The organism is Streptomyces sp. AHA2, assembly GCF_036857595.1.
GTDB lineage: Bacteria > Actinomycetota > Actinomycetes > Streptomycetales > Streptomycetaceae > Streptomyces.
Genome location: NZ_JAUQWJ010000023.1, coordinates 76030 through 102500 on the forward strand (window position 1 = coordinate 76030; position 26471 = coordinate 102500).

Annotated in this window: 21 protein-coding genes; 12 read left to right on the forward strand and 9 right to left on the reverse strand. The window is 68.3% G+C overall.

Annotated elements, in window-relative coordinates; translation table 11 throughout:
* Positions 1 to 52: 52 nt before the first annotated feature.
* Positions 53 to 1291, forward strand: coding sequence for a type VII secretion-associated serine protease mycosin (gene mycP / locus Q5694_RS30505; protein WP_333936719.1), 1239 nt, complete (start codon positions 53 to 55; stop codon positions 1289 to 1291).
* Positions 1292 to 1339: 48 nt separating this feature from the next.
* Here mycP (Q5694_RS30505) and Q5694_RS30510 read toward each other — a convergent pair whose 3' ends face one another.
* Positions 1340 to 1633, reverse strand: coding sequence for a DUF397 domain-containing protein (locus tag Q5694_RS30510; protein ID WP_333936720.1), 294 nt, complete (start codon positions 1631 to 1633; stop codon positions 1340 to 1342).
* A 230-nt stretch (positions 1634 to 1863) separates the two neighbouring features.
* On the opposite strand from Q5694_RS30510, the gene Q5694_RS30515 reads away from it, so the two are divergent.
* Complete coding sequence (locus Q5694_RS30515) at positions 1864 to 2196, forward strand: WXG100 family type VII secretion target (RefSeq protein WP_333936721.1); 333 nt, start codon at positions 1864 to 1866, stop codon at positions 2194 to 2196.
* A 34-nt stretch (positions 2197 to 2230) separates the two neighbouring features.
* Positions 2231 to 2542: a WXG100 family type VII secretion target gene (locus Q5694_RS30520; protein ID WP_333936722.1), complete on the forward strand. Its 312-nt coding sequence runs from the start codon at positions 2231 to 2233 to the stop codon at positions 2540 to 2542.
* Between the two features lie 460 nt (positions 2543 to 3002).
* On the opposite strand, the gene Q5694_RS30525 is transcribed toward Q5694_RS30520, so the two are convergent.
* The 6 genes from Q5694_RS30525 to eccCa all read right to left on the reverse strand — a co-directional run bounded on the left by Q5694_RS30525 (position 3003) and on the right by eccCa (position 13974).
* Positions 3003 to 3644, reverse strand: a complete 642-nt coding sequence (locus tag Q5694_RS30525; protein WP_333936723.1) for a hypothetical protein — start codon at positions 3642 to 3644, stop codon at positions 3003 to 3005.
* Between the two features lie 2 nt (positions 3645 to 3646).
* Positions 3647 to 5971: a hypothetical protein gene (locus tag Q5694_RS30530; protein WP_333936724.1), complete on the reverse strand. Its 2325-nt coding sequence runs from the start codon at positions 5969 to 5971 to the stop codon at positions 3647 to 3649.
* A 9-nt stretch (positions 5972 to 5980) separates the two neighbouring features.
* Positions 5981 to 6418, reverse strand: a complete 438-nt coding sequence (locus Q5694_RS30535; RefSeq protein WP_333936725.1) for a hypothetical protein — start codon at positions 6416 to 6418, stop codon at positions 5981 to 5983.
* Between the two features lie 30 nt (positions 6419 to 6448).
* Positions 6449 to 7840: a type VII secretion-associated serine protease mycosin gene (gene mycP, locus Q5694_RS30540; RefSeq protein WP_333936726.1), complete on the reverse strand. Its 1392-nt coding sequence runs from the start codon at positions 7838 to 7840 to the stop codon at positions 6449 to 6451.
* A gap of 1572 nt (positions 7841 to 9412) precedes the next feature.
* Positions 9413 to 9958, reverse strand: coding sequence for a hypothetical protein (locus Q5694_RS30545; protein ID WP_333936727.1), 546 nt, complete (start codon positions 9956 to 9958; stop codon positions 9413 to 9415).
* 59 nt (positions 9959 to 10017) lie between these two features.
* Positions 10018 to 13974, reverse strand: coding sequence for a type VII secretion protein EccCa (gene eccCa / locus Q5694_RS30550; protein ID WP_333936728.1), 3957 nt, complete (start codon positions 13972 to 13974; stop codon positions 10018 to 10020).
* A 162-nt stretch (positions 13975 to 14136) separates the two neighbouring features.
* Here eccCa and eccD point away from each other — a divergent pair, with 162 nt between their 5' ends.
* The 6 genes from eccD (at position 14137) to Q5694_RS30580 (ending at position 21329) form a co-directional block, all read left to right on the forward strand.
* Positions 14137 to 15606: a type VII secretion integral membrane protein EccD gene (gene eccD / locus Q5694_RS30555; RefSeq protein WP_333936729.1), complete on the forward strand. Its 1470-nt coding sequence runs from the start codon at positions 14137 to 14139 to the stop codon at positions 15604 to 15606.
* Between the two features lie 262 nt (positions 15607 to 15868).
* Positions 15869 to 16156 (forward strand): 30S ribosomal protein S15, encoded by a 288-nt coding sequence (rpsO, locus tag Q5694_RS30560; RefSeq protein WP_003993372.1) that lies wholly within the window; start codon positions 15869 to 15871, stop codon positions 16154 to 16156.
* A 327-nt stretch (positions 16157 to 16483) separates the two neighbouring features.
* Positions 16484 to 18703, forward strand: coding sequence for a polyribonucleotide nucleotidyltransferase (locus Q5694_RS30565; protein WP_333936730.1), 2220 nt, complete (start codon positions 16484 to 16486; stop codon positions 18701 to 18703).
* Complete coding sequence (locus tag Q5694_RS30570; protein WP_333936731.1) at positions 18700 to 20079, forward strand: M16 family metallopeptidase; 1380 nt, start codon at positions 18700 to 18702, stop codon at positions 20077 to 20079. Before Q5694_RS30565 ends, Q5694_RS30570 begins: the two co-directional genes overlap by 4 nt.
* 28 nt (positions 20080 to 20107) lie before the next feature.
* Complete coding sequence (gene dapB, locus Q5694_RS30575; RefSeq protein ID WP_333936732.1) at positions 20108 to 20860, forward strand: 4-hydroxy-tetrahydrodipicolinate reductase; 753 nt, start codon at positions 20108 to 20110, stop codon at positions 20858 to 20860.
* Positions 20861 to 20873: 13 nt separating this feature from the next.
* Positions 20874 to 21329, forward strand: a complete 456-nt coding sequence (locus Q5694_RS30580) for a hypothetical protein (RefSeq protein WP_333936733.1) — start codon at positions 20874 to 20876, stop codon at positions 21327 to 21329.
* A 94-nt stretch (positions 21330 to 21423) separates the two neighbouring features.
* Here the strand turns inward: Q5694_RS30580 and Q5694_RS30585 are convergent, their stop codons facing one another.
* Positions 21424 to 21978: a hypothetical protein gene (locus Q5694_RS30585; RefSeq protein WP_333936734.1), complete on the reverse strand. Its 555-nt coding sequence runs from the start codon at positions 21976 to 21978 to the stop codon at positions 21424 to 21426.
* A 111-nt stretch (positions 21979 to 22089) separates the two neighbouring features.
* A complete protein-coding gene (locus tag Q5694_RS30590; RefSeq protein ID WP_333936735.1) occupies positions 22090 to 22329 on the reverse strand; it encodes a hypothetical protein in 240 nt (79 codons plus the stop codon).
* 177 nt (positions 22330 to 22506) lie between these two features.
* Between Q5694_RS30590 and thyX the strand changes: the two genes are divergently transcribed.
* From thyX to Q5694_RS30605, 3 genes are all read left to right on the forward strand, one after another.
* Entirely contained in the window at positions 22507 to 23247 is a 741-nt protein-coding gene (thyX, locus tag Q5694_RS30595; protein ID WP_333936736.1) for an FAD-dependent thymidylate synthase, read from the forward strand.
* A 211-nt stretch (positions 23248 to 23458) separates the two neighbouring features.
* The gene (dapA, locus tag Q5694_RS30600; protein WP_333936737.1) at positions 23459 to 24358 is read left to right on the forward strand and encodes a 4-hydroxy-tetrahydrodipicolinate synthase; all 900 of its coding nucleotides are present in this window, start codon (positions 23459 to 23461) and stop codon (positions 24356 to 24358) included.
* Positions 24359 to 24512: 154 nt separating this feature from the next.
* The gene (locus Q5694_RS30605) at positions 24513 to 26198 is read left to right on the forward strand and encodes a ribonuclease J (protein ID WP_333936738.1); all 1686 of its coding nucleotides are present in this window, start codon (positions 24513 to 24515) and stop codon (positions 26196 to 26198) included.
* Positions 26199 to 26471 lie beyond the last annotated feature (273 nt).

Here is a 26471-nt window from a genome sequence, read left to right on the forward strand (position 1 = left end):
CCCCTACGGCGTGCCCTCCTGCCGGACACCGAAGAACAGGAGTTCCGAACCGGTGCGGCCCACGAAGACCGCGCTGCTCACCGCGGCGCTCGCGCTGACCGCCCTGAGCGGCTGCACACCCACCCCCGACCCCGTCGCACCCGCGCATGACGGGCTCCGGGAGCCCACCAGGCTGACGGGCAGCGGTGCGTGCACGTTCCCCAGCAAGCAGGAGTTCAAGGCGCGTCCCTGGTCGTTGCAACGCGTGCTGCTCGACGAGCTGTGGGAGGGCACCGAGAGGGGCAAGGACATGCGGGTCGCCGTCATCGACACCGGAGTCGACGACGGGAACCGGCAGCTGGCCGGCGCCGTCGACAAGGCGGCCGGGCGCGACCTGCTGGACAAGGGCGGAGACCCGACCAAGGACGAGGTGGGGCACGGCACCAAGGTGGCCGGCATCATCGCCGCACGTCCGGCCGAGGGCACCGGCTTCGTCGGCCTCGCCCCGGCGGCCACCATCATCCCCATCCGGCAGAACGACGCCGACAGCAACGGCGACTCGGCCTCGATGGCCAAGGCCATCGCCCACGCGGTCGCCCAGGAGGCCGACGTCATCAACATCTCCCAGGACACCACCAAGCCGTTGTCCGGCGACTCCGAGCTGGCGCAGGCCGTGCACAGGGCCATCGAGGCGGGCGTGGTCGTGGTCGCGTCCGCGGGCAACGACGGCCTGGACGGCAAGCCCAAGGAGACGTACCCGGCCGCCTTCGACGGCGTCCTCGCCGTGGCGTCCTCGGACCGGAACAACGAACGCGCGGCTTTCTCCCAGACCGGCAGCTTCGTCGGTGTCGCCGCACCGGGCGTCGACATCGTCTCCACCGTCCCCGGTGGCGGGCAGTGCACCGACAGCGGTACGAGCTTCTCGGCGCCGTTCGTCGCCGGGGTGGCGGCCCTGCTGAGGGAGAAGCACCCGAAATGGACACCGGCGCAGATCGTCACGCAGATCGAGCGGACGGCCGAGCGGTCCGTCAACGGCCGTGACGACTTCGTCGGCTGGGGCGTCGTCGACCCCGTCCGCGCGGTCCAGGAGTCCGACCTCGCCCACCCGCCGTCGTCCCCGGCCCCCGACCCGGGAATGGCCAGGGCCGAGGCGCCGGACGTGGCACCGTTCTCCCTGGCCGAAACCCCGGCGGAACGCGACGAGCGGTACGCCACCTACGCCCTGGGCGCGGCCGTGACCCTGGTCCTCATCGTCACGGGCTCAGCCGTCGTCCTGCGCGACCTGCGCCGACGTCGCCGCGGCGGCCCGTGACGCACGGGCGCGCGAGGGACGGGCCGGTCGGACAGGACCGAGCGGGTGTCAGGAGGCGCTGACCCCTCCGCCGGGCGCCGGCTCCAGGTCGAACTCCCCGTCGCGGGCCCCCAGCACGAAGGCCCGCCACTCGGCCTCCGTGTACCGCAGCACGGTGCCCGGGTCGAGCGACGAGCGCATGGCCACGGCTCCGTTGGGGAGATAGGCGATCTCCACGCGTTCCTCGTGCTCCTCCGTTCCCGGAGCGCAATGCCACTCCACACCCGAGATGTCGAGCCCGTACAGCTCGTCCCGCTCCCGCTCTTTGCGTGCTTTGACGTCCTCGTCCGGCACACCGGCCATGGCGGAGATCCCTTCGACTGCTCATCAACGATCGCCAGTCACCATACTGGCCACGAACTGGCCCTGAGCCGCTTTGCAGTTGGAACCCTCGAACCGAGTGACTAGAGTGCTCCCGGGTGCCACATGTGTGGTACAGCACGGGGGCGGTGCGACGCTGCGACCACGCGTCGCGCGGGGTTCGGAGCGACTCTTGCCCGCCAGGCGGTGTTTCTACAGGAGGGCAAGAGACCATGAGCGTCGATTACAGCGACCAGGATCTGACAGACCTCGCAGACAAGATCCGTGACTTCCACCGGGACGTGAGCAGCCGCGTGACCTCGCTCAACACCGTGGTGGACATGATCCAGGCGGGCTGGCAGGGCGCAGCCGGCAAGGAGTTCGACGCCGTGCAGCGCGGGGTGAACCAGCACCTGAAGAAGCTCCAGGACAACCTCGTCGACCTCGAGGACGTCATGCGGATGAGCGTCAAGGGCTTCAGCGAGCACGAGCAGTCGCGCGTCTCGGAGATCCGCAGGGTGGACAACTCCTACCAGGTCTCCAGCCGCATCACCGACCTCGCCTGACCCGCGCGCCCAACGCCACCGAGGAGTACGCACCATGAGCGTCAACTACGACCGCACCGCCGTCAATTACGACACGGTTACCCAGGCCGCGATCGACGTCCGCAAGACCGCGCGCGAGCTGAACGAAGGGCTCGAAACCCTGATGCGCAAGGTCAAGGCCGTCGCCGAGACCTGGGAGGGCGAGGCGAAGACCGCCTACGGCGAGATCCAGCGCAGCAGCGCCACGGAGATGGACCAGATGTGCCAGAAGCTGGCCCGCATCGCCCAGCTCCTGGACGACTCGGTCCTCGGCTACCAGGACACGGACAAGGGCAACGCGGCCCGCTTCCGCATGCTGATGAGCTGACACAGGGCGCATCGCGCCGAACGGGGAGGGGCGAGCGGGCTTCGGGCTGCCGCCCCTTCCGCGGAGGTCCGCTCGACCACGCCCCGGCGTACAGGTCCGCGTGGCGTCGGACCGAGCGCGTGTGCGATCTTTGACGCAACGACTTCCTCGACAAGTGGCGCCGAGGCTTGGGCTGTCGCCGACGACGCCGCCATGATCGTCTCCGCGCTCAGCGCCACGATCAACGACTTCCTGGTTCCCGAGACCCGATCCACGAACGCCATCCGCGTCTAAGGCTCGTCCAAGGTGTGCAGCACAGTTCGGGCCGGCCGTTGAGGCCGTGCTGAGGGTGTAAGGCGGGCGCGATGTGCCAGCTGGACTTATCGAGGACGCAAGAGGTGGCCGAGCCTCTGTCGTGCCGCCCTCGTCGACATGGGGGTGCTAGGACGGAGTGCTAAGAGGTTCCGACTAAGACCACCCGTCAAGAGCCTTCCGTCGGCATACTCGAAGTGATACTGGATCCACGACACCCAAGCTCGACTGAAACCTTACTGGCTGCAGCGTTCAGCAATTGCATATTGGCATTGGTGAGCTTCTCGTTGGAGATGCGAGCGCTCTTTTCGAGCTCCAAGTCCCCGTGAATGATGATTTCCTTTCTGGAATCATTCATGCGGCAGTTGAAGTAGATCCCAGCAGTATGCTCCGAAGCGAGAGCGGAGAGCCCTGTTTGGAAAAAGGTGAAATGCCTCTCGTCCTCAGGGTCAGCCTTATCGACAGTCAGCGCCTGCCGAAAGCTGATGGTAAGGACCTCATCCCCGCTATCACCATCTTGAAGTCGACAGTACGGGGAGCCAAGCAGCTCTGCGCCGGAAACCTTACCGTCTGCGTTTGTCAATGACTGCAGCGTTTGTTCTGGCTTCGAGCGTGCATCACTGAATCGGTCAACAGCTGTGGCTGCGCGCAAGGCTTGAGCAACGGCTGATCGGTTCGCAAAACCACCACACACCCTGGATGCGGAGAAGGATGCTTTGCCAGTCTCTTCATCGGACTGAGCAGTAGAGCAGGCGCCCGACCCAGAAGCTAGAACGACGGCGAGAACGATAGCGCGAGAGGGAATCTTCACTGTCAGTCTTTCTCGTAGGGGTCAGGGAGCGGATCTTCAATAGCATGAATTCGAGAATCCTTGACGTACTTGGTGAATTCCTCTCGTACGTAGTTGCTATTCTTCTCGCTCCAACCAGGCGCATCCGCGTAAGCGTCGCCCGGCGCGAGTGCATTCGCCTTGCCCATGAGCAACGCCTCGTCGCGGAGGTCGTCCGACTTCTCCTTGGCGAGGTCTCGATCTTCTTTGGCGTATTTCTCGGCAAGACTGTCGATCTGCGTACCGAGGTAGGTCTCCACTGCGCCCCCCGCGTACTCAGCGGCCAACGGCGCCAAAACCGCAGCGGGTGCAAGGCCACCGGTAGCTGCCGCTACGCCGCCACCGATGACCATGCCCGTTCCGAATTTGATCCACTCAGTGGTGTTGGCTACCTGCTTGTTGTACTCTTCCGTTTCCTTGTCGAAGTTTTTGTCGATCTGGCCCATGCGAGAATTGTCAAAGATGCCATGTGCCTCTGCGCCGACGCGCAACGCGGTCTTTGCGTCAGTGAGATCTGTGGCCTTGATCTCTTCGGTGTCGGGCCGGGGAGCCGAAGCATCGATCACGCTGGTCGTGTAAAGGCCCTGAGCTGCGGATAGCTGCGCGTGGCCAGTCTCATCTTGTGAAACGATACTCATGAAATCAATGGCGTCCCCCCGTGTGAAAAGTAGATCATCGTCATAGGCTTCACCGAAGCGCGAGTGGCCTTCCCTATTGGCGCCAAATGGAGAGTTACCAACTTCCCTCTCGACTCCCGGGTTCTCTTGTTCCAAAGACCGGTTGAACTCGTCGATGTAGGCGCTTCCTATCCTGGCTAGACTGTCGGCGATCCCTTGCTCATGCATGTGCTTGGGATCGCTGCCGTAGAAATTCACCACCTTCTGCATCACTTTTGCGTTCTCGTCGCTACGGACATCCCCTCGCCCGTCGGTGCTTGCGTCGTAGGGCCGGCCTGTCGTAGCCGACTCGAGTGCATGCCCAAGGCTGTCGTAGCCGTATTTGTTGCTGCGGCCGTCCGTAAAGGCGTCTTCGAGCCAACCTCGATCCTGCGTGAAGTATTTGAATGCATCCAGCTTCTTGCCGTTATCCGGGCTCTCAGGCGTTAGGTCGATCTTGCTGTTGAAGAACTGCGTCGAGGCCTTCGGGTTGTGCCCCAATGCCTCCATGAATCCTGTAGCTGGGTCTCGCCCCAAGTCCTTTCCGTCCCAATTGAGGCGTGGAGCTACAGCAAGATTTGCGTCCCACAGTTGGCTCGCCTTTATGGATCCGCCGCGTGTCATCCTGTTCTCGGTGACCATAACGGCGTTCCCGTAGTCCCGTAGAAACTTAGCGTCAAAGTTTCCATGGCGCATGAGATTACTCATCACCTGGAAACCGTAGGCCGAGGTGCCCCGGCTTCGTACAATTTCGTCACCGGATTTGATTGCCTCGGTTTTCCACTGCTCCATCGCTGGACTGTGTGAGTGTGTCGCGGCTGCTAGTGTCAGGCTCCAGTTCTTCTGGAGTTCTTTCAATTTGTCCGCATGGTCAGCGGCAAGTCGTGAGCCATCACTGGAATCACCGAGATCGACCCAGTAATTAAGCGTCCCTCTGACTCCTACTTCGAGGGCGAAAGATGCGGCGAAATGCTTATCACCTTCGTTGTCCGTGAGGTACTTATTCAAGCGCGCGATATCGGCCGGAGATGCATCGTCTCCCTTAGCGACGATTTTTGCAGCAGCCTCCGCGTCCTGGGCGTCCTGCGCCTTTCCTGCCTCTTTGAGGGAGTCGTATTCGATGCCGGCGAAATTATGCTTATCCTTGCCAACCAGCATTCGCAAAGCTCTGGAAGCGATTTCGTCCGCTTCGTTGGCTTTAGCGAGTGCTGTCTTGATTCGGCTTCGCGCCTCCGCAAAGTCCGCTTCGGAGGGCAGTGGCTCGCTCGAGTCCTTGCTTCGGCGATCCGGGTGAATGAGGTACTCGACATTCCCGTCCGGAGTGATGCGAAGCCCCTTGCCCTTTGCGGTGTCGGCAACACCTCGAATGGTCTTCTGTGCCGCATCGAACTCAGCTAGCGCGTCGCGGAGAATATTCCGTAGGCTTTGAGCCTCCTTAGCTGCATCGCCGAACTCCTGCGCGGTCCTCCTCACAAACGGAAGAGTGACGCCTGCATTTTCCCCAGCCCAATCCGCCTTGTTGGCCTTCCCCAGCAGATGCCTGGTGACCTGCTCCTCCAGCTTGTTGAGCTTCGTGACGGTTTCGTTCCAGTCGTCGACGGCGGCCTTCAGGACGCTTAGACGGGCGTTGAGGAGCTTCTCGAAGTTCAACATAGGGCAGACCTACTTGAAGTGCTTGGTGATCTGTTCGACGGACAGATTTGTCACGAGGACTTCCTCGTGCTTGCTGTGCGTAGAGACCGTGTCTTCCAGGTGATTATGAATGTGGGCGCATGCGCTCAATAGGGCTTCTGCCTGAGAACGCCAGGTGTCCCACGCGGTCCACAGCGCAGAGCCGGTTTTGAAGCCATCCTCGTCCAGACTGGTCGCGGCGCTGTCTGTCTGAGCCCCGGCGTAGAAGGCGTCCGTTTCGAAGCCGTGGTAGAGCTCTTGCGCCTCGTTGCCTACAGCCCTCAGATCGGAGGATGTCACCGTGTAGTGGCTGGTGCCGGTGCCGGTGCCACCGCCACCGGAGGCGGGCAACTGATTCAAGCGTGTGCTGCTCTGCTGCCGTGCGAGGGCGCTGCTACGTGCTTGGCCCCACATCTCATCGAATGACACGTCGATTCCCTATGCTCAGATTGGTCGGCCTTAGCGCTCGCGACCCGGCTTGGGGCCTGCTTCGGGCGGCGGTGAGCTGTGCCCGGTCGGCGGGCTGTAAGTCGGATGCCACTGCAGTGGCGTACTGGGAGGGTAGGGCGGTGGGAGGGGTGGGGCCGACGGAGCTGGGCTCGACCGTCGATACCGACCTCGTAGCAGGGGCACGGCCATGCCGGCAGCGAAGAGGGCTGCGGCTGCCACGCCCATAGCCACCCACCGGGGGCCGGTGTCGGCCGCTGCGCGTGCCACTGGCTCTTCTCGGTTGGTAGGCGGCTCGTCATGGCTAGCGCCAGCGGTCTCAGTTGGCTTGGATGACGGCGATGCAGAGGCACCTACCGCAAGGTCGGGCAGGGGGTACTCGTCTGCCGGACCCGGATCTCCCGGGTTTTTGAGCGCAATGCGGGGACGGACGATCCCGTAACCAAGGGCGTCAGTGCGCTCAGTTCCGTTCTTGGACTTACCCGCGGTGTTCAACATGACTCGGAGGACTTGGTGGTTGGTCCAATCAGGGTGCTGGGACCAAATAAGTGCGGCGGAAGCCGAAGCCAGTGCTGCAGAAGCGCTCGTACCGCTGCCTTTACAGATCTGTGTGGCCCCGGCGCAGGCATTGACGATGTCGCCACCGGGCGCAGTGAGATCGACTTCAGGGCCGCGTTGCGACTGATGCAATACCTTGCCGTGCTTGTCTGCCGCCCCGACGCCCACAACGCCCGGGGTTGCCGCCGGATACTCCACAAGGTTGGAACCGTCCCCAGTGTTGCCAACGGCGGCAAAGATCAGTTTCCCCTTGTTGATCGCATATCTGACTGCCGCTTCCAGCTCTTCGGTGCCGATATTCTTTCTGCCAGGTGCGTTCGAACTGCCCATGGAGATGTTGATGACCTGAGCCTTGGTGTTCGCAGCGTACCGAATGGCCTTCGTCAGGATGCGCGAGTACTGCGCTTTATTGTCGACCTGGCCGTAGTCCTCCGTGGCGTAACGCATCCGAATCGGCAGAATCTTGGCGCCCGGCGCGAGGCCATACGAGCCTGCCTCCGCTCCGCGCGCTCCCGTCGCAGCGATCAGGGAAGCCATGGACGTTCCATGGTTCGCGATGTCGGTGTGTTCGTCCCCTCGCTGGCCAGAGTAGTCCTTGCCGTCAAGGACTTGGCCAGAAAGGTCGGTGAGGCTGTCATCTACGCCGGAGTCGATGACAGCCACCGTCACGCCCTTGCCAGTGCTGGTCTTCCACATCTCCTCTGCGCGCATCACGTCGAGGTGCCACTGCATCGAACGGATCGATTGAGCTTGGGCGGGTGTTGCGGCAACGCACACCAGCAATAGGCCGCAGGTAGCCCCAGCCGTCAAAAGAGCCCTTGCCTTGAGCCTGCTGTAGGTGAGCATGTGCCTTTCCTGGATGACGAGGTTTGTGACAAGCTCAGTCGACGACAGGCGGAATTGCCCGACGTTCGTGGCGAGCCCAGGTCTCTTCCTCTTCTGTGAGGTAGTCCGGACGCCCCCGACAATCCTGAGTGCTGTCCCCGCTAGGGGCGTGTGAGGTGGCAGGCGGCGCGCCGGTCCTGAGACGTGTGGGCACTGAATCACGCGATGAGGGGCCGGAACCGGGCTGTCGTACGAGCCCTGTACCGCCCGGCGTGAATGCTCGCGGGCGGACGCGGTTCGGCTGACCCGATTGACTGCCGAGCACACCACCCGGTTCGGATGCGAGACGTCGGGAGCCACCCGTGCCACTCGGCCCTGTGGAACCCGCAGCTGGCGAGGCTGCCCCTGAGGGGACGCGTCCTACAGGTCCATGACTCTGCGGAGCGCGTTCCTGGTCGGAACCGATCACAGTTCCTCGTGGGATACTGAGGGACGGTTTTCCGGCGCCAGGAACTACAGGGCGTCCACCGACGATTCCAAGGCTTCCGGGTCCGCGCGGCTGCCCTCCACCTGGAGTCACCTGACTCGGAATGGGCGGTCGAACGGCTGGCGCGATCGACTGAGGTTTGTACGAACTCGGGAAACCACTACGGCTGGGCGCAGCGGGCGTGACAACAACCGGCTGAGGCAAGGGCCCGTCTCCGGGACGCGGACCAGCGGCAGGCAGCTGCTGGGGCGCCAAGGCCGATGCCTGAGACCGGCTATCAGGAACGGTGGTCACGCCATCGATCTCCATGGCGACGGCCTCACTCGAAGGGCGGCTTCCGCTCGAGGCCACGTAGCTTTCCGTTGGCGATGCAGCGGATGCTCCAGAGTGACCTCGGAAAGTACCGTAACCAGTGGAGGATTTATGTGCCGGCAGGTCTCTAGGCACGGCGATAGCCTGCTGCTCCGGGGTCCGCCAACGTTCCGCATCCAGGTGACGAGCCGGCGGCGAAAATGTAGGTGGCTCCACCCCATTCACCTGCTGCGCCGAATACTCATACGTCTGCGCCAGCTTCCGCAGCTGCTGGATCGCCTCCGCCCGCGCCGCCTCCATGCGCTGCTGTGCCGCCGCCGCGTCGGACTGGGCCGTCTGCGCGAGCTTGCGCGCGTCGGGGTCGTTCCGTGCGCCCGGCTCCTGCGTCGTGGCGAAGGCCTTCCGTGCGTCGGCCAGGTCCGCCTTGGCCCGGGTGGTCTCGGACGTGGCAGGCATGGCCGCCTTCGCCTCCGCCACCGCCTGGGCCACCGTCGCCATCCAGCGGGAGGCGACCTCTGCGTACTGGCCCAGACGCAGAGTCGCGGCCGCGCTCTGCCCGCCCCAGTCGCGGAAGGCGTCGCCGCCCTCGCCCTGCCATTCGAGTCCCTTGACGTACGTCATGAGGTCGTCGCCGATCTTCGTGATCGTTGACGAGGCCTTGGCGAGCTTCGTCACGAGCTGGGACGCGCCCGCGGAACTGGCCGACTCCAGCAGCGCCGCCAGCTGCTCGTGCGTCATGGACTCGAAGTCCGTACGCCCCGGCTGCGGCGTTCCGCGGCCTGTCTGCCCGGCCATCAGTACTCTCCCCCCTCGGCGGCGGAGGGCTCCGGCGTACCGGCCGCGCCACCCGCGCCGCCCGTCCCGGTCGCACCGGTCGCATCCGTCGTACCGGCCGGCCGCTCCGCGTACGGGTCCCGGCCCGCCACGTAGTACTTCTCCGCCTCCGCGTTGACCGCCCTCATCCGCGCCTTGATGTCCGCGTCGAGGTTCTCGTAGCCCACCCGTGAGGCGTGCACCGCCAGCCCCATGCTCTCGATCTGCGTGCCCAAGGCCTTGGACAGCCTCTCCAGTTCGTCGTGGACGATGGCGTATGAGTCGTAGAGGAACTGTGCTTCCTTGAACTCCGCGGAACCCAACTGGGCGCGTGGGAGACGGTCCTGGCCGACCCTCGCCGGTGCCGCCTCCGACTCGTCCAGCTCCCGCAGCAGGTCGTCGACGCGCTTCTTGAAGCCCGCCATGGCCTTGTGCTGGATGTCCAGCGCCATCGCGGGATTCACTCCCGACAACGTGTCGAACGCCCTGCCCGTGTCCGGCGCGCCGCCGCCCCCGTGCGAACTCACCTCGGCAACCTCCCCGTTCCTTCCGAACACCCCCGTGTCAGCGCCCGGACCCGATCACCCTAGTGCCGTTGCGGAAGCAAGCCCACCTGAATCAGCGGCGTCCCGCGCTTGCGTGACACGAACACGCCACGCCCGGGAGGCATGGGCCGCGCCCGTACGTTGCCCAGGATGTCACCCTCGCTCGGATCACCCGAAAGGATCACGCCCTGCGCACCGAGCTCCTTCAGCCGCTGCAGGAAGGACTCGTACATGGCCCGCGAGGCGCCCGCCGAGCTGCGCGCGACGATGAACCTGACGCCCACGTCACGGGCGAACGGCAGGTGCTCCACGAGGTGGGCCATCGGGTTGCCGGAGCCCGCAGCGACGAGTTCGTAGTCGTCGACGACGACGAAGAGCTGGGGGCCGCTCCACCAGCTGCGGTCCCGCAACTGCTGGGGGGTGATGTCCGGCTTGGGGGCGCGCCGTTCCATGAACTGGCCGATGGCGTCCATGTGCACCTGCATGGCCGACGCCATGGGCGCGTACTCCAGCAGGTGTTCCTCCGAGACCGCCTCCAGCATGGTGCGCCGGTAGTCGCCGACCACGATGCGCGCCTCGGCCGGGGTGTAGCGCTCGGCGATCTGCTTGGCGATCAGCCGCAGCAGGTTGGTCTTGCCCGACTCGCTGTCACCGAAGACGAGCAGGAACGGGTCGGTGTCGAAGTCGACGAAAACCGGTTCCAGGGAGGCCTCGTCGATGCCGATGGCGATGCCGTGCTGCGGGAACTCGAACCCCTTGGGCAACTGGTCGGCGGGCAGCTTGCGCGGCAGCAGCCGCACCGCGGGGGCGGGCGGGCCCTGCCAGCCGCCGCTCACCGTCCGCACGAGCTGAGCCGTGGCCTCGGGGAGGGTGTCGACCTCGGAGAGCGAGTCGATGCGCGGCAGGGCGGTCATGAAGTGCAGCTTCTGCGGGACCTGACCGCGTCCCGGCACGCCCGCGGGCACGTTCAGCGCGACCTTGCGGTCGAACTCGGAGTCCATGGCGTCGCCCAGCCGCAGCTCCAGCCGGCCCAGGATCTGGTCCTTCAGGGCCGCGCGCACCTCCATGTAGCGGGAGGCGGACAGTACGACGTGCACGCCGTAGCCCAGGCCCCGCCCGGCGATGTCGTGGACGACGCCCTCCAGCCCTTCGTAGTCGTTGCGGAACGCGCCCCAGCCGTCGACCACGAGGAAGACGTCGCCCCAGACCTCTCCGGGCAGTTCACCGGCCGCGCGGCGGCGCCGGTAGGTGGCGATGGAGTCGATGCCGTTGCTGCGGAAGAACCGCTCGCGCCGGTGGAGGACGCCCGCGACCTCGGCGACCGTCCGCCGCACGCGTTCGGGATCGAGCCGGGACGCCACCCCGCCGACGTGCGGCAGGTCGTTCACCGCGGTGAGGCCGCCACCGCCGAAGTCCAGGCAGTAGAACTGCACTTCGTGGGGCGTGTGGGTGAGCGCGAACGAGGAGATCAGCGTGCGCAGCAGGGTGGACTTGCCCGACTGGGGGCCGCCCACCACCATCATGTGCCCGGCCGCACCCGAGAAGTCCTGGTACAGGACGTCCCGCCGCTGCTCGTAGGGCTTGTCGATCAGTCCCAGCGGGACCGTCAGTCCGCCGAGCCGCGTGTACTCCGCGGCGTGCGCGCCGCGTTCGCCGGTCACGGCCAGGGCGGGCAGCAGGTCGTTCAGCGCCGGGGCCCGCTCCAGCGGCGGCAGCCACACCTGGTGCGCCGGTACGCCCTGCCCCTCCAGACGTTGCACGATCACGTCCAGCACGGTGTCGGCGAGGGCGTCGTCCTCCCCGCGCGGCTGCGGATCCCGCCCCGGGCCGGGGGCGGCGTACGTCACCGGCACGGGCGCGGCCGTGAACAGCGCGGGCCGCCGCTCCACGGGCAGCCTGCCGGCCGGGGCCTCCGGCCCACCGGTGCGGTAGACGCCGGACACGTAGGCGGCCTTGAACCGCACCATCTCGTCCGTGCCGAACTTGAGATAGCCGGAGCCGGGCACGGACGGCAGGTGGTACGCGTCCGGAACGCCCAGCGCGGCACGGGACTCGGCGGCCGAGAACGTACGCAGGCCGATGCGGTACGACAGATAGGTGTCCAGGCCGCGCAGCCGGCCCTCCTCCAGCCGCTGGGAGGCCAGCAGCAGGTGGACGCCCAAGGACCGGCCGATGCGGCCGATCTGGATGAACATGTCGATGAAGTCGGGCTTGGCGGTGAGCAGTTCGCTGAACTCGTCGATCACCAGGACGAGTGACGCCAGCGGTTCGAGCGGGGCGCCCGCGGCGCGCGCCCTCTCGTAGTCGTGGAGGTTCGCGTAGTTGCCGGCCGACCGCAACAGCTCCTGCCGGCGCTGCAGTTCGCCGCGGATGGCGTCGCCCATGCGGTCGACCAGCGTCAGGTCGTCGGCCAGGTTGGTGATGACCGCGGCGACGTGCGGCATCTGCGCCATACCGGCGAAGGTCGCGCCGCCCTTGAAGTCCGCCAGCACGAAGTTGAGCGTCTCGGAGGAGTGCGTGACCGCCAGTCCCAGGACGAGAGTGCGCAGGAGCTCCGACTTGCCGGAACCCGTGGCGCCCACGCACAGCCCGTGCGGTCCCATGCCGTCCTGTGCGGCCTCCTTCAGGTCCAGCATCACGGGCCGGCCGTCCTCGCCGACCCCGATCGGCACCCGCAGCCGCTCGGGCGTCGAGCGGGGGCGCCAGGTGCGCCGGACGTCCACGGAGGCGGCGTCGCCGAGCCCGAGCAGGTCGGTGAAGTCCAGGTTGGACAGCAGGGGTTCGTCGTCGTCACCGCCGCCCATGCGCAGGGGCGCGAGTTGGCGGGCCAGCGCCTCGGCGGCGGTCGGCGGCATCCCGTCCGGTGTGCCCTCGTAGGCGACACCGCCGCCGGAGTCCAGCCACAGACGGTCCGGGCGCACGACGACGGAGAGGTCACCGCGCGGCTGGTCCAGTTCACCGGCGACCACTTCCACCACCGTGACGCCCTGCAGGCCCTCCGCGGCGGCGAAGGCCGAGGTCGGCGGCACCATGCCGCCGTCCAGCACCACCAGCACGTGCGGTCGGTCCAGGAGCGGGCGGCCCTCCCTGCTGAACCTCGGACGCCCCTCCAACCGGGGGGCGAGCAGCGCCTCCAGCTCGCCGAGGTCGTCGCCGAACAGCCGCCGCGTGCCCGCCCCGTCCACCTGCCCGGCCACCTGGCTGTGCGGCAGCCACTTGGTCCAGTCCCAGCGGTCCACCGCTCCGGGCGCGGCCACCACGGCCACCAGCAGGTCGTCGGGGGAGTGCAGGGTGACCGCCTGCGCCAACAGCGCGCGGGCCGTGGAGCGGGCGCACTCCGGCTCACCGGACACCGTGACGTGGTAGAAGGCGCGCAGCGACACAGCCACCGGCAGGGCGTCCAACTGGCCGTGCACGGTGAGGAACCGCTGCATGGCCCCCGCGCACAACGGCTCGAGTTCGTCCACCGGCGCGGTGTCCGGCGCGACCAGGGGCGTGGCCAGTTGCTGCGGTCCCAGGCCGAGCCGCACCTGCCCGAAGTCGTCGTCACCGACGCGCCGCTCCCACACCCGGCTCCCCTCGGCGACCACCGCCCACAACTGGTCGGGAGCGGGGTGCAGATACAGCTGGGCGTCGCGCTGCCGCAGCGCGGTCCGCCGGATCCGGCGGCGGGTCTGGGCGAGGTAACGGAGGTAGTCCCGCCGCACATCGGCCATTTGCCCTTGCGTACCCCGGCGGTAGCGGACGATCTGGGCGACCACCATGGCGGCCGTCGACACCAGCATGACCACGCCCATGATCCGCATGAACGGGTGGGCGTTGGGCGACGCGAAGTAGAACACGACCGAAGAGCCCATGCCGAGCGTCGGCAGCACCTGCATCAGCACGCCCTCCTGCTGCCCGCGCGGCAACTCGGGAGGAGCTTCCAGTCGCAGTTCTTCCGAGGGCACTTCGGGTGGGAGGGCACGGGGCGGACGCTTGACGACGATCTGGCTCACCGAGGCCGATCCCCCTGCTCCGACGGGCCATTGCGCACCGGCACCCCCGTGGTACCGGCCGTCCCGCGCTGCCCGGTGATCCTACTCGGCACGACCGACGGCGCTTGTCGGTAGGGTGACGCACCGCAGCGTACGCATCCGCGAAGCAGGGGGTCAGTGAAGGTGAGTACGACCACGGCAACAGGGTTCTGCCGAGTCACCGTCGTCGCGCCCGACAGCCGCATCGACGTGGCGCTGCCGACGGACCTCGCCGTGGCCGAGGTCTACCCGGAGATCCTGCGTCTGACGGGGCAGACCCAGCCCGCCGGCACCCCGACGGGCTATCACCTGGTCCGCCGGGACGGCAGGGTGCTGGACGGAGCGCGCACCCTGGCCGACGAGCGCGTCCTGGACGGTGAGGTGCTGAGCCTTCGCCCCTTCGCCGAGTCGCTGCCCCCGGCCGTCCACGACGACGTCTCGGACGCCGTCGCCTCGGCCGTGGTCCGTGACCGCCACCTGTGGAGCGACGACCTGCTGCGCGCCGCCGGGCTGGCCGGCGGCGCACTGCTGGTGCTGCTGACCGGCTTCGTCCTCTGGCACGCCGACCCGGTGCACCACGACATGAACGGGCTGCCCGGCATCCTCGCCGGCGGTATCGGCCTGCTCCTCACCGCGTTCGCGGGCGTCCGCGCGCGGGTCTACGCGGACCGGGCCTCGGCGGTTGCCCTGGGCCTGTCGGCGCTGCCGCTGCTGATGATCGCCGGCTCCGGCATCGTCGGCCCGCAGGCCGGTCACGGGCCGGGCAGGCTCCAGTTCATGCTGGGCTGCGTGACCGTGCTGGTGGCGTCCGCGGTGCTGGCCGCACTGTCCCCGGCCTCGGACGCGCCCTTCGTGGCGGCCACCTTCGTCGCGGCGGTGGGGACGCTGGCCACGTTCGTAGCCGTCCTCGCCGGCGCCTCGGCCACGGCGACCGCCGCGGTGTGCGCCCCCGCCGCGATCGGCCTGGTCGCCTTCCTGCCCGGCATGTCCGCCCGGTTCGCGCGCCTGCCCATCGGCTACGCCCCACCCCGCTCGGCGGCACAGGACGACTTCGACCCGGAACCCGGGCACGGCCCCGACGACGAGCCGCTGGACGCCGAGCGGATCGCGGCACAGGCCCGGCGGGGGCACGAGATGCTGCTGGGACTCGTCGGCGGCACAGCGGCCGTCGTCATCGCCTCCGCCGCGGTCCTGGGCTTCTCGGACGACCTGTGGGGGCAGCTGCTGGCCTTGGCGGCCGGGCTGGCCATGCTGATCCGGGCCCGGCTGTTCCGCTACACCTCACAGGTGGTGTGCGTGCTGGTGGCGGGCATCGCGGCGATCGCGCTGCTGCTGCTCGGCCTGGCTCTGAACCCGCCGGCGGACGCCCTGACCGAGTTCGTGCTGCACGACGACCGCGGGGCGCTCGAGGCGCGCACGGTCTGGCTGACCGCGGCCGTCGCGGCGGGCGCCGCGCTGGTCACCGCGATCGGGCTCGTCGTTCCGCGCAAGGGCCTGTCCCCGTTCTGGGGCCGGTGCCTCGACCTGGCGGAGGGGGCCGTGCTGCTCACCCTGGTCCCGCTGTGCCTGGCCGTCCTGGGCGTCCTCACCGACGTCCGCGCCATGACCGGCTGACCTGAGACACTGTGCCGGGCGGTGGCAGGGACGCACGCGTCCGTCCGGCGCCTGTGCTCCAGGCAGCGTCAGGGCGCCCGGCGAACCCTCCCCCCACCGCCTGCTACCCTGGTCGACGGCCGTTTGTGTACGCACCTCCGGAGCGATCCCTCGCCCTGGAGGCCGCGCCCAGCGGATCCCCGCCTTCCGAGTCACGGAAGCTCCCCCGAGAAGCAGACCGGGGGCACTCGGTGGCCATTTCACAGACCAATGAGGAGTACGCGTGCCGCTCGACGCCGCTACGAAGAAGCAGATCATCACCGAGTTCGGCCAGAAGGAGGGCGACACCGGCTCCCCCGAGGTCCAGGTCGCCATGCTCTCGCGCCGCATCTCGGACCTGACCGAGCACCTCAAGACCCACAAGCACGACCACCACTCGCGTCGTGGCCTGCTGATCCTGGTGGGTCAGCGTCGCCGCCTCCTGCAGTACCTGGCGAAGAAGGACATCCAGCGCTTCCGTGCGCTGGTCGACCGCCTCGGCATCCGCCGCGGTGCGGCGGGCGCCAAGTAAGACGCCGTGAGGGGAGCGGTTCCCGGCAGGAAAAGGGAACCGCTCCCTTTGCTGTACGTGCGGAGTGTCACCCCTGCTTTGTAGTGTGGTAGCACAACGCAAGATGCGACACAGCGTGATACGTCCTCACCGAGATGGGTACGGCGTATCGCGTAAGACGAACGAGGAGAGGCGCACCAAGCCGCCGCCGGTCCTCGGTAGTGGCCCCCGGGAGGAGCTATCCCCGGGTGCTTCGATCGAAGACCGGCCCGCACAGCACGGCGCGCTTCTCCGCAACCGTCCCGCTGCCACACGGGCAGCCGGGACGAGGACGAGGAGAAATCACTAGTGGAGAACGAGACCCACTACGCCGAGGCCGTCATCGACAACGGCGCGTTCGGCACCCGCACCATCCGCTTCGAGACGGGCCGCCTGGCCAAGCAGGCCGCCGGCTCCGCCGTGGCGTACCTGGACGACGACACCATGGTGCTGTCGGCCACCACCGCCTCCAAGAACCCCAAGGACCAGCTCGACTTCTTCCCCCTCACGGTGGACGTCGAGGAGCGGATGTACGCCGCCGGCAAGATCCCCGGCAGCTTCTTCCGCCGTGAGGGCCGTCCCTCCGAGGACGCCATCCTCACCTGCCGCCTGATCGACCGCCCGCTGCGCCCGTCCTTCAAGAAGGGCCTGCGCAACGAGATCCAGGTCGTCGCCACGATCATGGCGCTCAACCCCGACCACCTGTACGACGTCGTCGCGATCAACGCGGCCTCGGCGTCCACGCAGCTGGCCGGCCTGCCCTTCTCCGGCCCGATCGGCGGCGTCCGCGTCGCGCTGATCCGCGGCCAGTGGGTGGCCTTCCCGACGCACACCGAGCTCGAGGACGCCGTCTTCGACATGGTCGTCGCGGGCCGCGTCCTGGAGGACGGCGACGTCGCGATCATGATGGTCGAGGCCGAGGCCACCGAGAAGACCATCAAGCTGGTCGAGGGCGGCGCCGACGCGCCGACCGAGGAGGTCGTCGCGGCCGGACTCGATGCCGCGAAGCCCTTCATCAAGGTCCTGTGCAAGGCCCAGTCGGACCTCGCCGCCAAGGCCGCCAAGCCCACCGGCGAGTTCCCGATCTTCCTGGACTACCAGGACGACGTCCTCGATGCGCTCACCGCCGCCGTCCGCCCCGAGCTGGCCCAGGCGCTCACCATCGCCGGCAAGCAGGAGCGCGAGGCCGAGCTGGACCGCGTCAAGCAGCTCGCCGCCGAGAAGCTCCTGCCGGAGTTCGAGGGCCGCGAGAAGGAGATCTCCGCCGCGTACCGCTCGCTGACCAAGACCCTGGTCCGTGAGCGCGTCATCAAGGAGAAGAAGCGCATCGACGGCCGCGGTGTCACCGACATCCGCACCCTGGCCGCCGAGGTCGAGGCCATCCCGCGAGTCCACGGCTCCGCGGTGTTCGAGCGCGGCGAGACCCAGATCCTGGGCGTCACCACGCTGAACATGCTCCGCATGGAGCAGCAGCTGGACACGCTGTCGCCGGTGACGCGCAAGCGCTACATGCACAACTACAACTTCCCGCCGTACTCCACCGGCGAGACCGGCCGCGTCGGTTCCCCGAAGCGCCGCGAGATCGGCCACGGCGCCCTCGCCGAGCGCGCCCTGATCCCGGTCCTGCCGACGCGCGAGGAGTTCCCCTACGCGATCCGCCAGGTCTCCGAGGCACTGAGCTCCAACGGCTCGACGTCGATGGGCTCGGTCTGCGCCTCCACCATGTCGCTGCTGAACGCCGGTGTGCCGCTGAAGGCCCCCGTCGCCGGTATCGCCATGGGCCTGATCTCCCAGGAGATCGAGGGTGAGACCCACTACGTCACCCTCACCGACATCCTCGGTGCGGAGGACGCCTTCGGCGACATGGACTTCAAGGTCGCCGGCACCAAGGACTTCGTGACCGCCCTCCAGCTCGACACCAAGCTGGACGGCATCCCGGCCTCCGTCCTGGCCGCGGCCCTGAAGCAGGCCCGTGACGCCCGCCTCCACATCCTCGACGTGATGATGGAAGCGATCGACACCCCGGACGAGATGTCCCCCAACGCCCCGCGGATCATCACCGTCAAGATCCCCGTGGACAAGATCGGCGAGGTCATCGGCCCCAAGGGCAAGATGATCAACCAGATCCAGGAGGACACGGGCGCCGAGATCACGATCGAGGACGACGGCACCATCTACATCGGTGCCGCCGACGGCCCGGCCGCCGAGGCCGCCCGCGCCACGATCAACGGCATCGCCAACCCGACGATGCCCGAGGTCGGCGAGCGCTACCTGGGCACGGTGGTGAAGACGACCACCTTCGGCGCCTTCGTCTCCCTGCTCCCCGGCAAGGACGGTCTGCTGCACATCTCGCAGATCCGCAAGCTCGCCGGCGGCAAGCGCGTGGAGAACGTCGAGGACGTCCTCGGTGTGGGCCAGAAGGTCCAGGTCGAGATCGCCGAGATCGACTCCCGCGGCAAGCTCTCCCTGATCCCCGTGATCGAGGGCGAGGAAGGCGACGAGACGAAGAAGGACGACGCCGACCAGTGACGTCCCGTGGCTCCAAGGCGACGGCCCGCACCTCCTCGGAGGCGCGGGCCGTCGCCCGTACCCAAACCCTCATCAAGGGCGAGAACGGTATCGGCACCGTGCGCAAGACCACCCTCCCCGGCGGCCTGCGCATCGTCACCGAGACCCTCCCCTCGGTCCGCTCCGCGACCTTCGGCATCTGGGCGCACGTCGGCTCCCGTGACGAGACCCCCGCGCTGAACGGTGCCACCCACTACCTGGAGCACCTGCTCTTCAAGGGCACGCACAAGCGCAGCGCCCTCGACATCTCCTCCGCCATCGACGCGGTCGGCGGCGAGATGAACGCGTTCACGGCGAAGGAGTACACGTGCTACTACGCACGCGTGCTCGACACCGACCTGCCGCTCGCCATCGACGTCGTCTGCGACATGCTGACCGGCTCGCTCATCCGGGAGGAGGACGTCGACGTCGAGCGCGGCGCCATCCTCGAAGAGATCGCCATGACCGAGGACGACCCGGGCGACTGCGTGCACGACCTGTTCGCGCACACGATGTTCGGCGACAACGCCCTCGGCCGCCCGGTCCTCGGCACCGTCGACACGGTCAACGCCCTCACCGCCGACCGCATACGCCGCTTCTACAAGAAGCACTACGACCCCACCCACCTGGTCGTCGCCTGCGCCGGCAACGTCGACCACGCCAAGGTCGTCCGCCAGGTCCGCGCCGCCTTCGACAAGGCCGGGGCCTTCAGGGACCTCGCCGCCGACCCCGTCGCCCCGCGCGGCGGCACGCGCGCCTTGCGCACCGCGGGCCGGGTCGAACTGGTCGGCCGCAAGACCGAGCAGGCGCACGTCGTGCTCGGCATGCCGGGCCTGTCCCGCACCGACGAGCGGCGCTGGGCCCTCGGCGTGCTGAACACCGCCCTCGGCGGCGGCATGTCCTCCCGCCTGTTCCAGGAGGTCCGCGAGAAGCGCGGCCTGGCCTACAGCGTGTACTCGTACACCTCGGGCTTCGCCGACTGCGGCCTGTTCGGCGTGTACGCGGGCTGCCGGCCCTCCCAGGTGCACGACGTGCTGAAGATCTGCCGCGACGAGCTCGACCAGGTCGCCGAGCACGGTCTGCCGGACGACGAGATCGCCCGTGCCGTCGGCCAGCTCCAGGGCTCCACGGTCCTCGGCCTGGAGGACACCGGTGCGCTGATGAACCGCATCGGCAAGAGCGAGCTGTGCTGGGGCGAGCAGATGTCCGTCGACGACATGCTGTCGCGCATCGCGTCGGTCACCCCGGACGACGTCCGCGCGGTCGCCCGCGAGATCCTGGGACGGCGGCCCTCCCTGTCGGTCATCGGCCCGCTGAAGGACAAACAGGCGGCCCGCCTGCACGACGCCGTCGCCTGACGATCCCCTGGTGAAAGAAGCACAAGACATGAGCAAGCTGCGCGTGGCGGTCCTCGGTGCCAAGGGCCGGATCGGCTCGGAGGCGGTCCGGGCCGTCGAAGCCGCCGAGGACATGGAACTGGTCGCCGCCCTCGGCCGGGGCGACGCACTGGAGGCGCTCACCGACGCCGGCGCCCAGGTCGCGGTCGAGCTGACCACACCCGACTCGGTGATGGCCAACCTCGAGTTCTGCGTCGGCCACGGCATCCACGCGGTCGTCGGCACCACCGGCTGGAACGACGAGCGCCTCGCGCAGCTGAACGGCTGGCTGGAGAAGTCCCCGACGACGGGCGTGCTCATCGCGCCCAACTTCTCCATCGGGGCCGTGCTGACCATGAAGTTCGCCCAGCTCGCCGCGCCGTACTTCGAGTCCGTCGAAGTCGTCGAGCTGCACCACCCGAACAAGGTGGACGCCCCCTCCGGCACCGCCACGCGCACCGCGCAGCTCATCGCCGAGGCCCGCCGCGCCGCCGGCACGGCCCCGGCCCCCGACGCCACGGCCACCGCCCTGGACGGTGCCCGCGGCGCCGACGTCGACGGCGTCCCGGTGCACGCCGTGCGACTGCGCGGCCTGCTCGCCCACCAGGAGGTCCTGCTCGGCGGAGAGGGCGAGACCCTCACCGTCCGGCACGACTCGCTCCACCACAGCAGCTTCATGCCGGGCATCCTGCTCGGAGCCCGCCGCGTGGTGGGCACCCCGGGCCTGACCTTCGGCCTGGAACACTTCCTGGACCTGAACTGAGCCCCTGACCGACATGCGCGCGAAGCTCACCTACGCCCTCACGGCCGCCGTCCTCGTCGTCTACTTCGTCCTGGTCGGCAGCCGCGGCGTGCTGCTCATCGAGACCGGCACACCCCTCACCGTGACCTTCGGGGTGGCGGTGCTGATCCTGCCGGGCATCGGCCTGTGGTTCCTGTGGCAGAACACCCGGTTCGTCCGCCGGGCCAACGCCCTGGCCGCCGAACTCGACGCCGAGGGCGGACTGCCCGTCGACGAGCTCAAGCGCACCCCCAGCGGGCGCATCGACCGGAACTCGGCCGACGAGGTCTTCGCCCGGCGCAAGGCGGAGACGGAAGCCGCGCCGGACGACTGGCGCACCTGGTTCCGTCTCGCCGTCGCCTACCACGACGCACGCGACACCCCGCGCGCCCGCAAGGCGATGCAGCGCGCGATCGCGCTGCACGACGGCAAACAGCCGGAAGCGGCCTGACGCGGCCCGAAGCAGCCTGCAGCGCACCCCACTCATGCCGGCGGGGCCGGACCGCGACCGGTCCGGCCCCGCCGGCATGGCAAGAGGGGGTGTGTCAGTGCGGCCGGTACTCGTCGGCCCACGCCTCGACGGCGTCCGCCGCCCGGTCGAAGGCCTCCGTGCGGCCCAGGAAGTCCGCGTCGTGCGTGCTCATCAGCGGCGGCACGCCGTCCGCGGCCGACCCCTGCCGCACGAGCAGCAGCGCCTGGCCCTGCACCGTCCGCGGCAGCCCCAGCCACCGCACCGGCTGCTGCACCGTACGCACGGAGGAGACCTGCGCCCAGGGCGTCGTACGCGTCGTGAAGAACGCGACGTGCCGCAGCCCCTGGGCGCTCACCCACACGCCCATGCGCAACAGCCGCACGGCTGCGCCGATGACGAGCAGGGCGAAGCCGAACACGACGAGCGCCGAGGTGAGTCGGGCCGTCACGGCGATGACGACCGCCGCGCACAGCACGAACGAGGCGAGCAGCAGCGCCAGCGCCGCCGTGTCCACCCGCCAGGGTCCGGGCCGGTACGGCCGCCGCCAGTGGTCACGGTCCTCGTACGGGAGCGGAACGTCGTCCGCCGCCTCGAAAACGCGGTCGGCCGTCAGGAAGGGCAGGGGCACGGCGGGTCCTCACTCGATCCATGCGTGGGCTGTGCCCGGTGAGGCTACCGATCTGTGTCGCCGGTCACCACTGGCGGGGGGCCGGATGGAGTCACGCCCGCGCGGGGCGGCTCAGCGCCGCTCGGACGCCTGCGACTGCTGGGGCCGGTCGGCCGAGTGGTCGGGCGACAGCGCGGGCGTCCCGACGACCAGGGACCCCACGAGGCCCGCGACGATGGTCAGCCCCAGCAGCCAGCGCCCGGCCAGCTCACCCGCCGACAACCGCTCACGCGGTGGGGGAGTGACGTTGCTGCGGAACCTGTCGGCCTCGGCGACGAAGGCGAACGGTACGGGTTCACGCCGACCGAACATCAGGGGTGCGTCTCCCTTCGGGGGTACAACGGACAGCTGTCGTCAGGAGAGACGAACGAGCTCCCCCGCAGGTGCCCTGTTTCACCGACTTCATCGCGGCACGCCACCGATCGCGCCCCTTTCGGCGAGCCGTAGAGTGGCGTCGCCGAATGACGAGATGGGAAGGCCCTGCCGATCGTGACCGACACCCCCGCCGACGACCTCAAGCCCAGCTACCGCAGTGACGTCACCGTCGAGCTGGTCAAGCACACCGCGTCCGACGCGGACGTCCTGTTCGCCGCCCGCGTCTCGACCCTGGGCGAGCAGTCCCTGGACGAGCTGAACAAGGACCCCGAGCGCTCCAAGGGCCTGATTAACTACCTGATGCGCGACCGGCACGGCAGCCCCTTCGAGCACAACTCGATGACCTTCCTGATCAGCGCCCCGATCTTCGTCTTCCGCGAGTTCATGCGGCACCGCGTCGGCTGGTCCTACAACGAGGAGAGCGGCCGCTACCGCGAGCTCCAGCCGGTCTTCTACGTACCCGACGAGTCCCGCAAGCTCGTCCAGGAGGGCCGCCCGGGCAAGTACGTCTTCGTCGAGGGCACCCGCGCGCAGCAGGAGCTCGTCGGCAGGGTGATGGAGGACTCCTACCGGCAGGCCTACCAGGCCTACCAGGAGATGCTCGCCGCCGGCGTCGCCCGCGAGGTCGCCCGCGCGGTCCTGCCCGTCGGGCTCTACTCCTCGATGTACGCCACCTGCAACGCGCGCTCCCTGATGCACTTCCTCGGCCTGCGCACCCAGCACGAACTGGCCAAGGTCCCCTCCTTCCCGCAGCGCGAGATCGAGATGGTGGGCGAGAAGATGGAGGCCGAGTGGGCCCGGCTCATGCCGCTCACCTACGCCGCCTTCAACGCGAACGGACGCGTGGCGCCCTGACGTGCCCCGGTTCACCGGTCGGGTACAGATGTACGGTTCAGCCGTGCGAAGTGTCCCGATTGCGGCATTTCGCGAAGTTCATCTAGCCTGATCAAACGGGTCCGGCACTGCTTGAACCCCCGAGCAAGCAGTGCCGGGCTCCGCCTGTGTCCGAACCTGTCGGCCGACCCGCGGGCAGACCCCGTCCTGAGCAACGAGTAGCGTGTAACCCATGGCTCCGACCTCGACTCCGCAGACCCCCTTCGGGCGGGTCCTCACCGCCATGGTCACGCCCTTCACGGCGGACGGCGCACTCGACCTCGACGGCGCTCAGCGACTCGCCACCCACCTGGTGGACGCAGGCAACGACGGCCTGATCATCAACGGCACCACCGGCGAGTCCCCGACCACCAGCGACGCGGAGAAAGCGGACCTCGTACGGGCCGTCCTGGAAGCCGTCGGCGACCGTGCGCACGTCGTGGCCGGAGTCGGCACCAACGACACCCACCACAGCATCGAACTCGCCCGCACCGCGGAGCGCACCGGCGCACACGGCCTGCTCGTCGTGACGCCGTACTACAACAAGCCGCCGCAGGAGGGCCTGTACCGGCACTTCACCGCCGTCGCCGACGCGACCGGCCTGCCGGTCATGCTCTACGACATCCCCGGCCGCAGTGGCGTCCCGATCAACACCGAGACGCTCGTCCGCCTCGCGGCGCACCCGCGGATCGTCGCCAACAAGGACGCCAAGGGCGACCTCGGCCGTGCGAGCTGGGCCATCGCCCGCTCCGGCCTCGCCTGGTACTCCGGCGACGACATGCTCAACCTCCCCCTGCTCTCCGTCGGCGCCGTCGGCTTCGTCTCGGTCGTCGGCCACGTGGTCACCCCCGAGCTGCGCGCCCTGGTCGAGGCGTACACCTCGGGTGACGTCCAGAAGGCCACCGAGATCCACCAGAAGCTGCTCCCGGTGTACACCGGCATGTTCCGCACCCAGGGCGTGATGACCACCAAGGCGGCGCTCGCCCTGCAGGGGCTCCCTGCCGGGCCGCTGCGCGCCCCCATGGTCGAATGCGCGCCCGAGGAGATCGAGCAGCTCAAGATCGATCTTGCCGCCGGCGGGGTACAGCTCTGACCACCAGACTTCGCGCGGCCTCCGCGCACCTGCTTCACAACTGAATACGCGGGCCGACCGGTGCCCGCAGACCCACACGACAACTGCTCATGCACGAACGTCACGCGCGCCACGTGCCCCACCGGTACGTGGCGCGTGTGGTGAGGAGAGTCTTTTGAGTCATCCGCACCCCGAACTCCGCACGCCCCCGCCGCTTGCCGAAGGCGGCCTGCGTGTCACCCCGCTCGGCGGCCTCGGCGAGATCGGCCGCAACATGACGGTCTTCGAGTACGGCGGCCGTCTGCTGATCGTCGATTGCGGAGTGCTCTTCCCCGAGGAGGAGCAGCCCGGAATCGACCTGATCCTGCCGGACTTCTCATCGATCAGGGACCGTCTCGACGACATCGAGGGCATCGTCCTCACCCACGGTCACGAGGACCACATCGGCGGCGTCCCCTTCCTGCTGCGCGAGAAGCCGGACATCCCGCTGATCGGCTCCAAGCTGACCCTGGCCCTGATCGAGGCCAAGCTGCAGGAGCACCGCATCCGCCCGTACACCCTGGAGGTGGCGGAGGGGCACCGCGAGCGTATCGGCCCGTTCGACTGCGAGTTCGTCGCGGTCAACCACTCCATCCCCGACGCGCTGGCCGTGGCCATCCGCACCCCGGCGGGCATGGTCGTCCACACCGGCGACTTCAAGATGGACCAGCTCCCGCTGGACAACCGCCTCACCGACCTGCACGCCTTCGCGCGGCTGAGCGAGGAGGGCATCGACCTCCTCCTCTCGGACTCGACGAACGCCGAGGTCCCGGGGTTCGTCCCGCCCGAGCGGGAGATCTCCAACGTCCTGCGGCAGGTCTTCGCCGGCGCCCGCAAGCGGATCATCGTCGCGAGCTTCGCCAGCCACGTGCACCGCATCCAGCAGATTCTGGACGCGGCCCACGAGTACGGCCGCCGCGTCGCCTTCGTCGGCCGTTCCATGGTCCGCAACATGGGCATCGCCCGGGACCTGGGCTACCTGAAGGTCCCGCCGGGCCTGGTCGTGGACGTCAAGACGCTCGACGACCTTCCCGACAGCGAGGTGGTCCTGGTCTGCACGGGCTCCCAGGGCGAGCCGATGGCCGCCCTGTCCCGGATGGCCAACCGCGACCACCAGATCCGCATCGTCCAGGGCGACACGGTGATCCTGGCGTCGTCCCTGATCCCCGGCAACGAGAACGCGGTCTACCGCGTGATCAACGGTCTCACGCGCTGGGGGGCCAACGTCGTCCACAAGGGCAACGCCAAGGTCCACGTCTCCGGCCACGCCTCCGCCGGCGAGCTGCTGTACTTCTACAACATCTGCCGCCCCAAGAACCTGATGCCGGTGCACGGTGAATGGCGCCACCTGCGCGCCAACGCCGAACTGGGCGCCCTGACCGGTGTCCCGCACGACCGCATCGTCATCGCGGAGGACGGCGTCGCCGTCGACCTCGTCGAGGGCAAGGCCAAGATCTCCGGCAAGGTCCAGGCGGGATACGTCTACGTCGACGGCCTCTCCGTGGGCGACGTGGGCGAGCCGGCACTGAAGGACCGCAAGATCCTCGGCGACGAGGGCATCATCTCGGTCTTCGTGGTCATCGACTCGTCGACCGGGAAGATCACCGGCGGTCCGCACGTCCAGGCCCGGGGCTCGGGCATCGAGGACTCGGCCTTCAGCGACGTGATCCCCCGGATCACGGAGGTCCTCGAGCGGTCCGCCCAGGACGGCGTGGTCGAGCCCCACCAGCTCCAGCAACTGGTGCGCCGCACGCTCGGCAAGTGGGTCTCGGACAACTACCGGCGCCGGCCGATGATCCTGCCCGTCGTGGTGGAGGTCTGACGGCCCGTCGGGTCTGAACCCGGACCAACTGGGAGCGGGGCGCCTCGATTTGCATCGGGGCGCCCCGCTCCAGTACGTTTACGACTCCTCCCGACGGGGCACCCGAGCCAACTCAGGCTCAGCGGCCGCCTCCGACCGGGACGGGAAATCCGACTCAGAAACTTCTGATAAAGTCGGAACCGCCGGAAAGGAAACCGCGGAAGCGGAAACCTGGAAAGCACCGAGGAAATCGGATCGGAAAGATCTGATAGAGTCGGAGACGCAAGACCGAAG

What these genes read in the sequence shown, in the direction of transcription:
- Q5694_RS30510 (WP_333936720.1), bottom strand. Translation starts at nt 1,633, where the DNA reads ATGGCCGGTGTGCCGGACGAGGACGTCAAAGCACGCAAAGAGCGGGAG.
- Q5694_RS30515 (WP_333936721.1), top strand. Translation starts at nt 1,864, where the DNA reads ATGAGCGTCGATTACAGCGACCAGGATCTGACAGACCTCGCAGACAAG.
- Q5694_RS30520 (WP_333936722.1), top strand. Translation starts at nt 2,231, where the DNA reads ATGAGCGTCAACTACGACCGCACCGCCGTCAATTACGACACGGTTACC.
- Q5694_RS30530 (WP_333936724.1), bottom strand. Translation starts at nt 5,971, where the DNA reads ATGTTGAACTTCGAGAAGCTCCTCAACGCCCGTCTAAGCGTCCTGAAG.
- mycP (WP_333936726.1), bottom strand. Translation starts at nt 7,840, where the DNA reads ATGCTCACCTACAGCAGGCTCAAGGCAAGGGCTCTTTTGACGGCTGGG.
- dapB (WP_333936732.1), top strand. Translation starts at nt 20,108, where the DNA reads ATGAGCAAGCTGCGCGTGGCGGTCCTCGGTGCCAAGGGCCGGATCGGC.
- Q5694_RS30580 (WP_333936733.1), top strand. Translation starts at nt 20,874, where the DNA reads ATGCGCGCGAAGCTCACCTACGCCCTCACGGCCGCCGTCCTCGTCGTC.
- Q5694_RS30590 (WP_333936735.1), bottom strand. Translation starts at nt 22,329, where the DNA reads ATGTTCGGTCGGCGTGAACCCGTACCGTTCGCCTTCGTCGCCGAGGCC.
- dapA (WP_333936737.1), top strand. Translation starts at nt 23,459, where the DNA reads ATGGCTCCGACCTCGACTCCGCAGACCCCCTTCGGGCGGGTCCTCACC.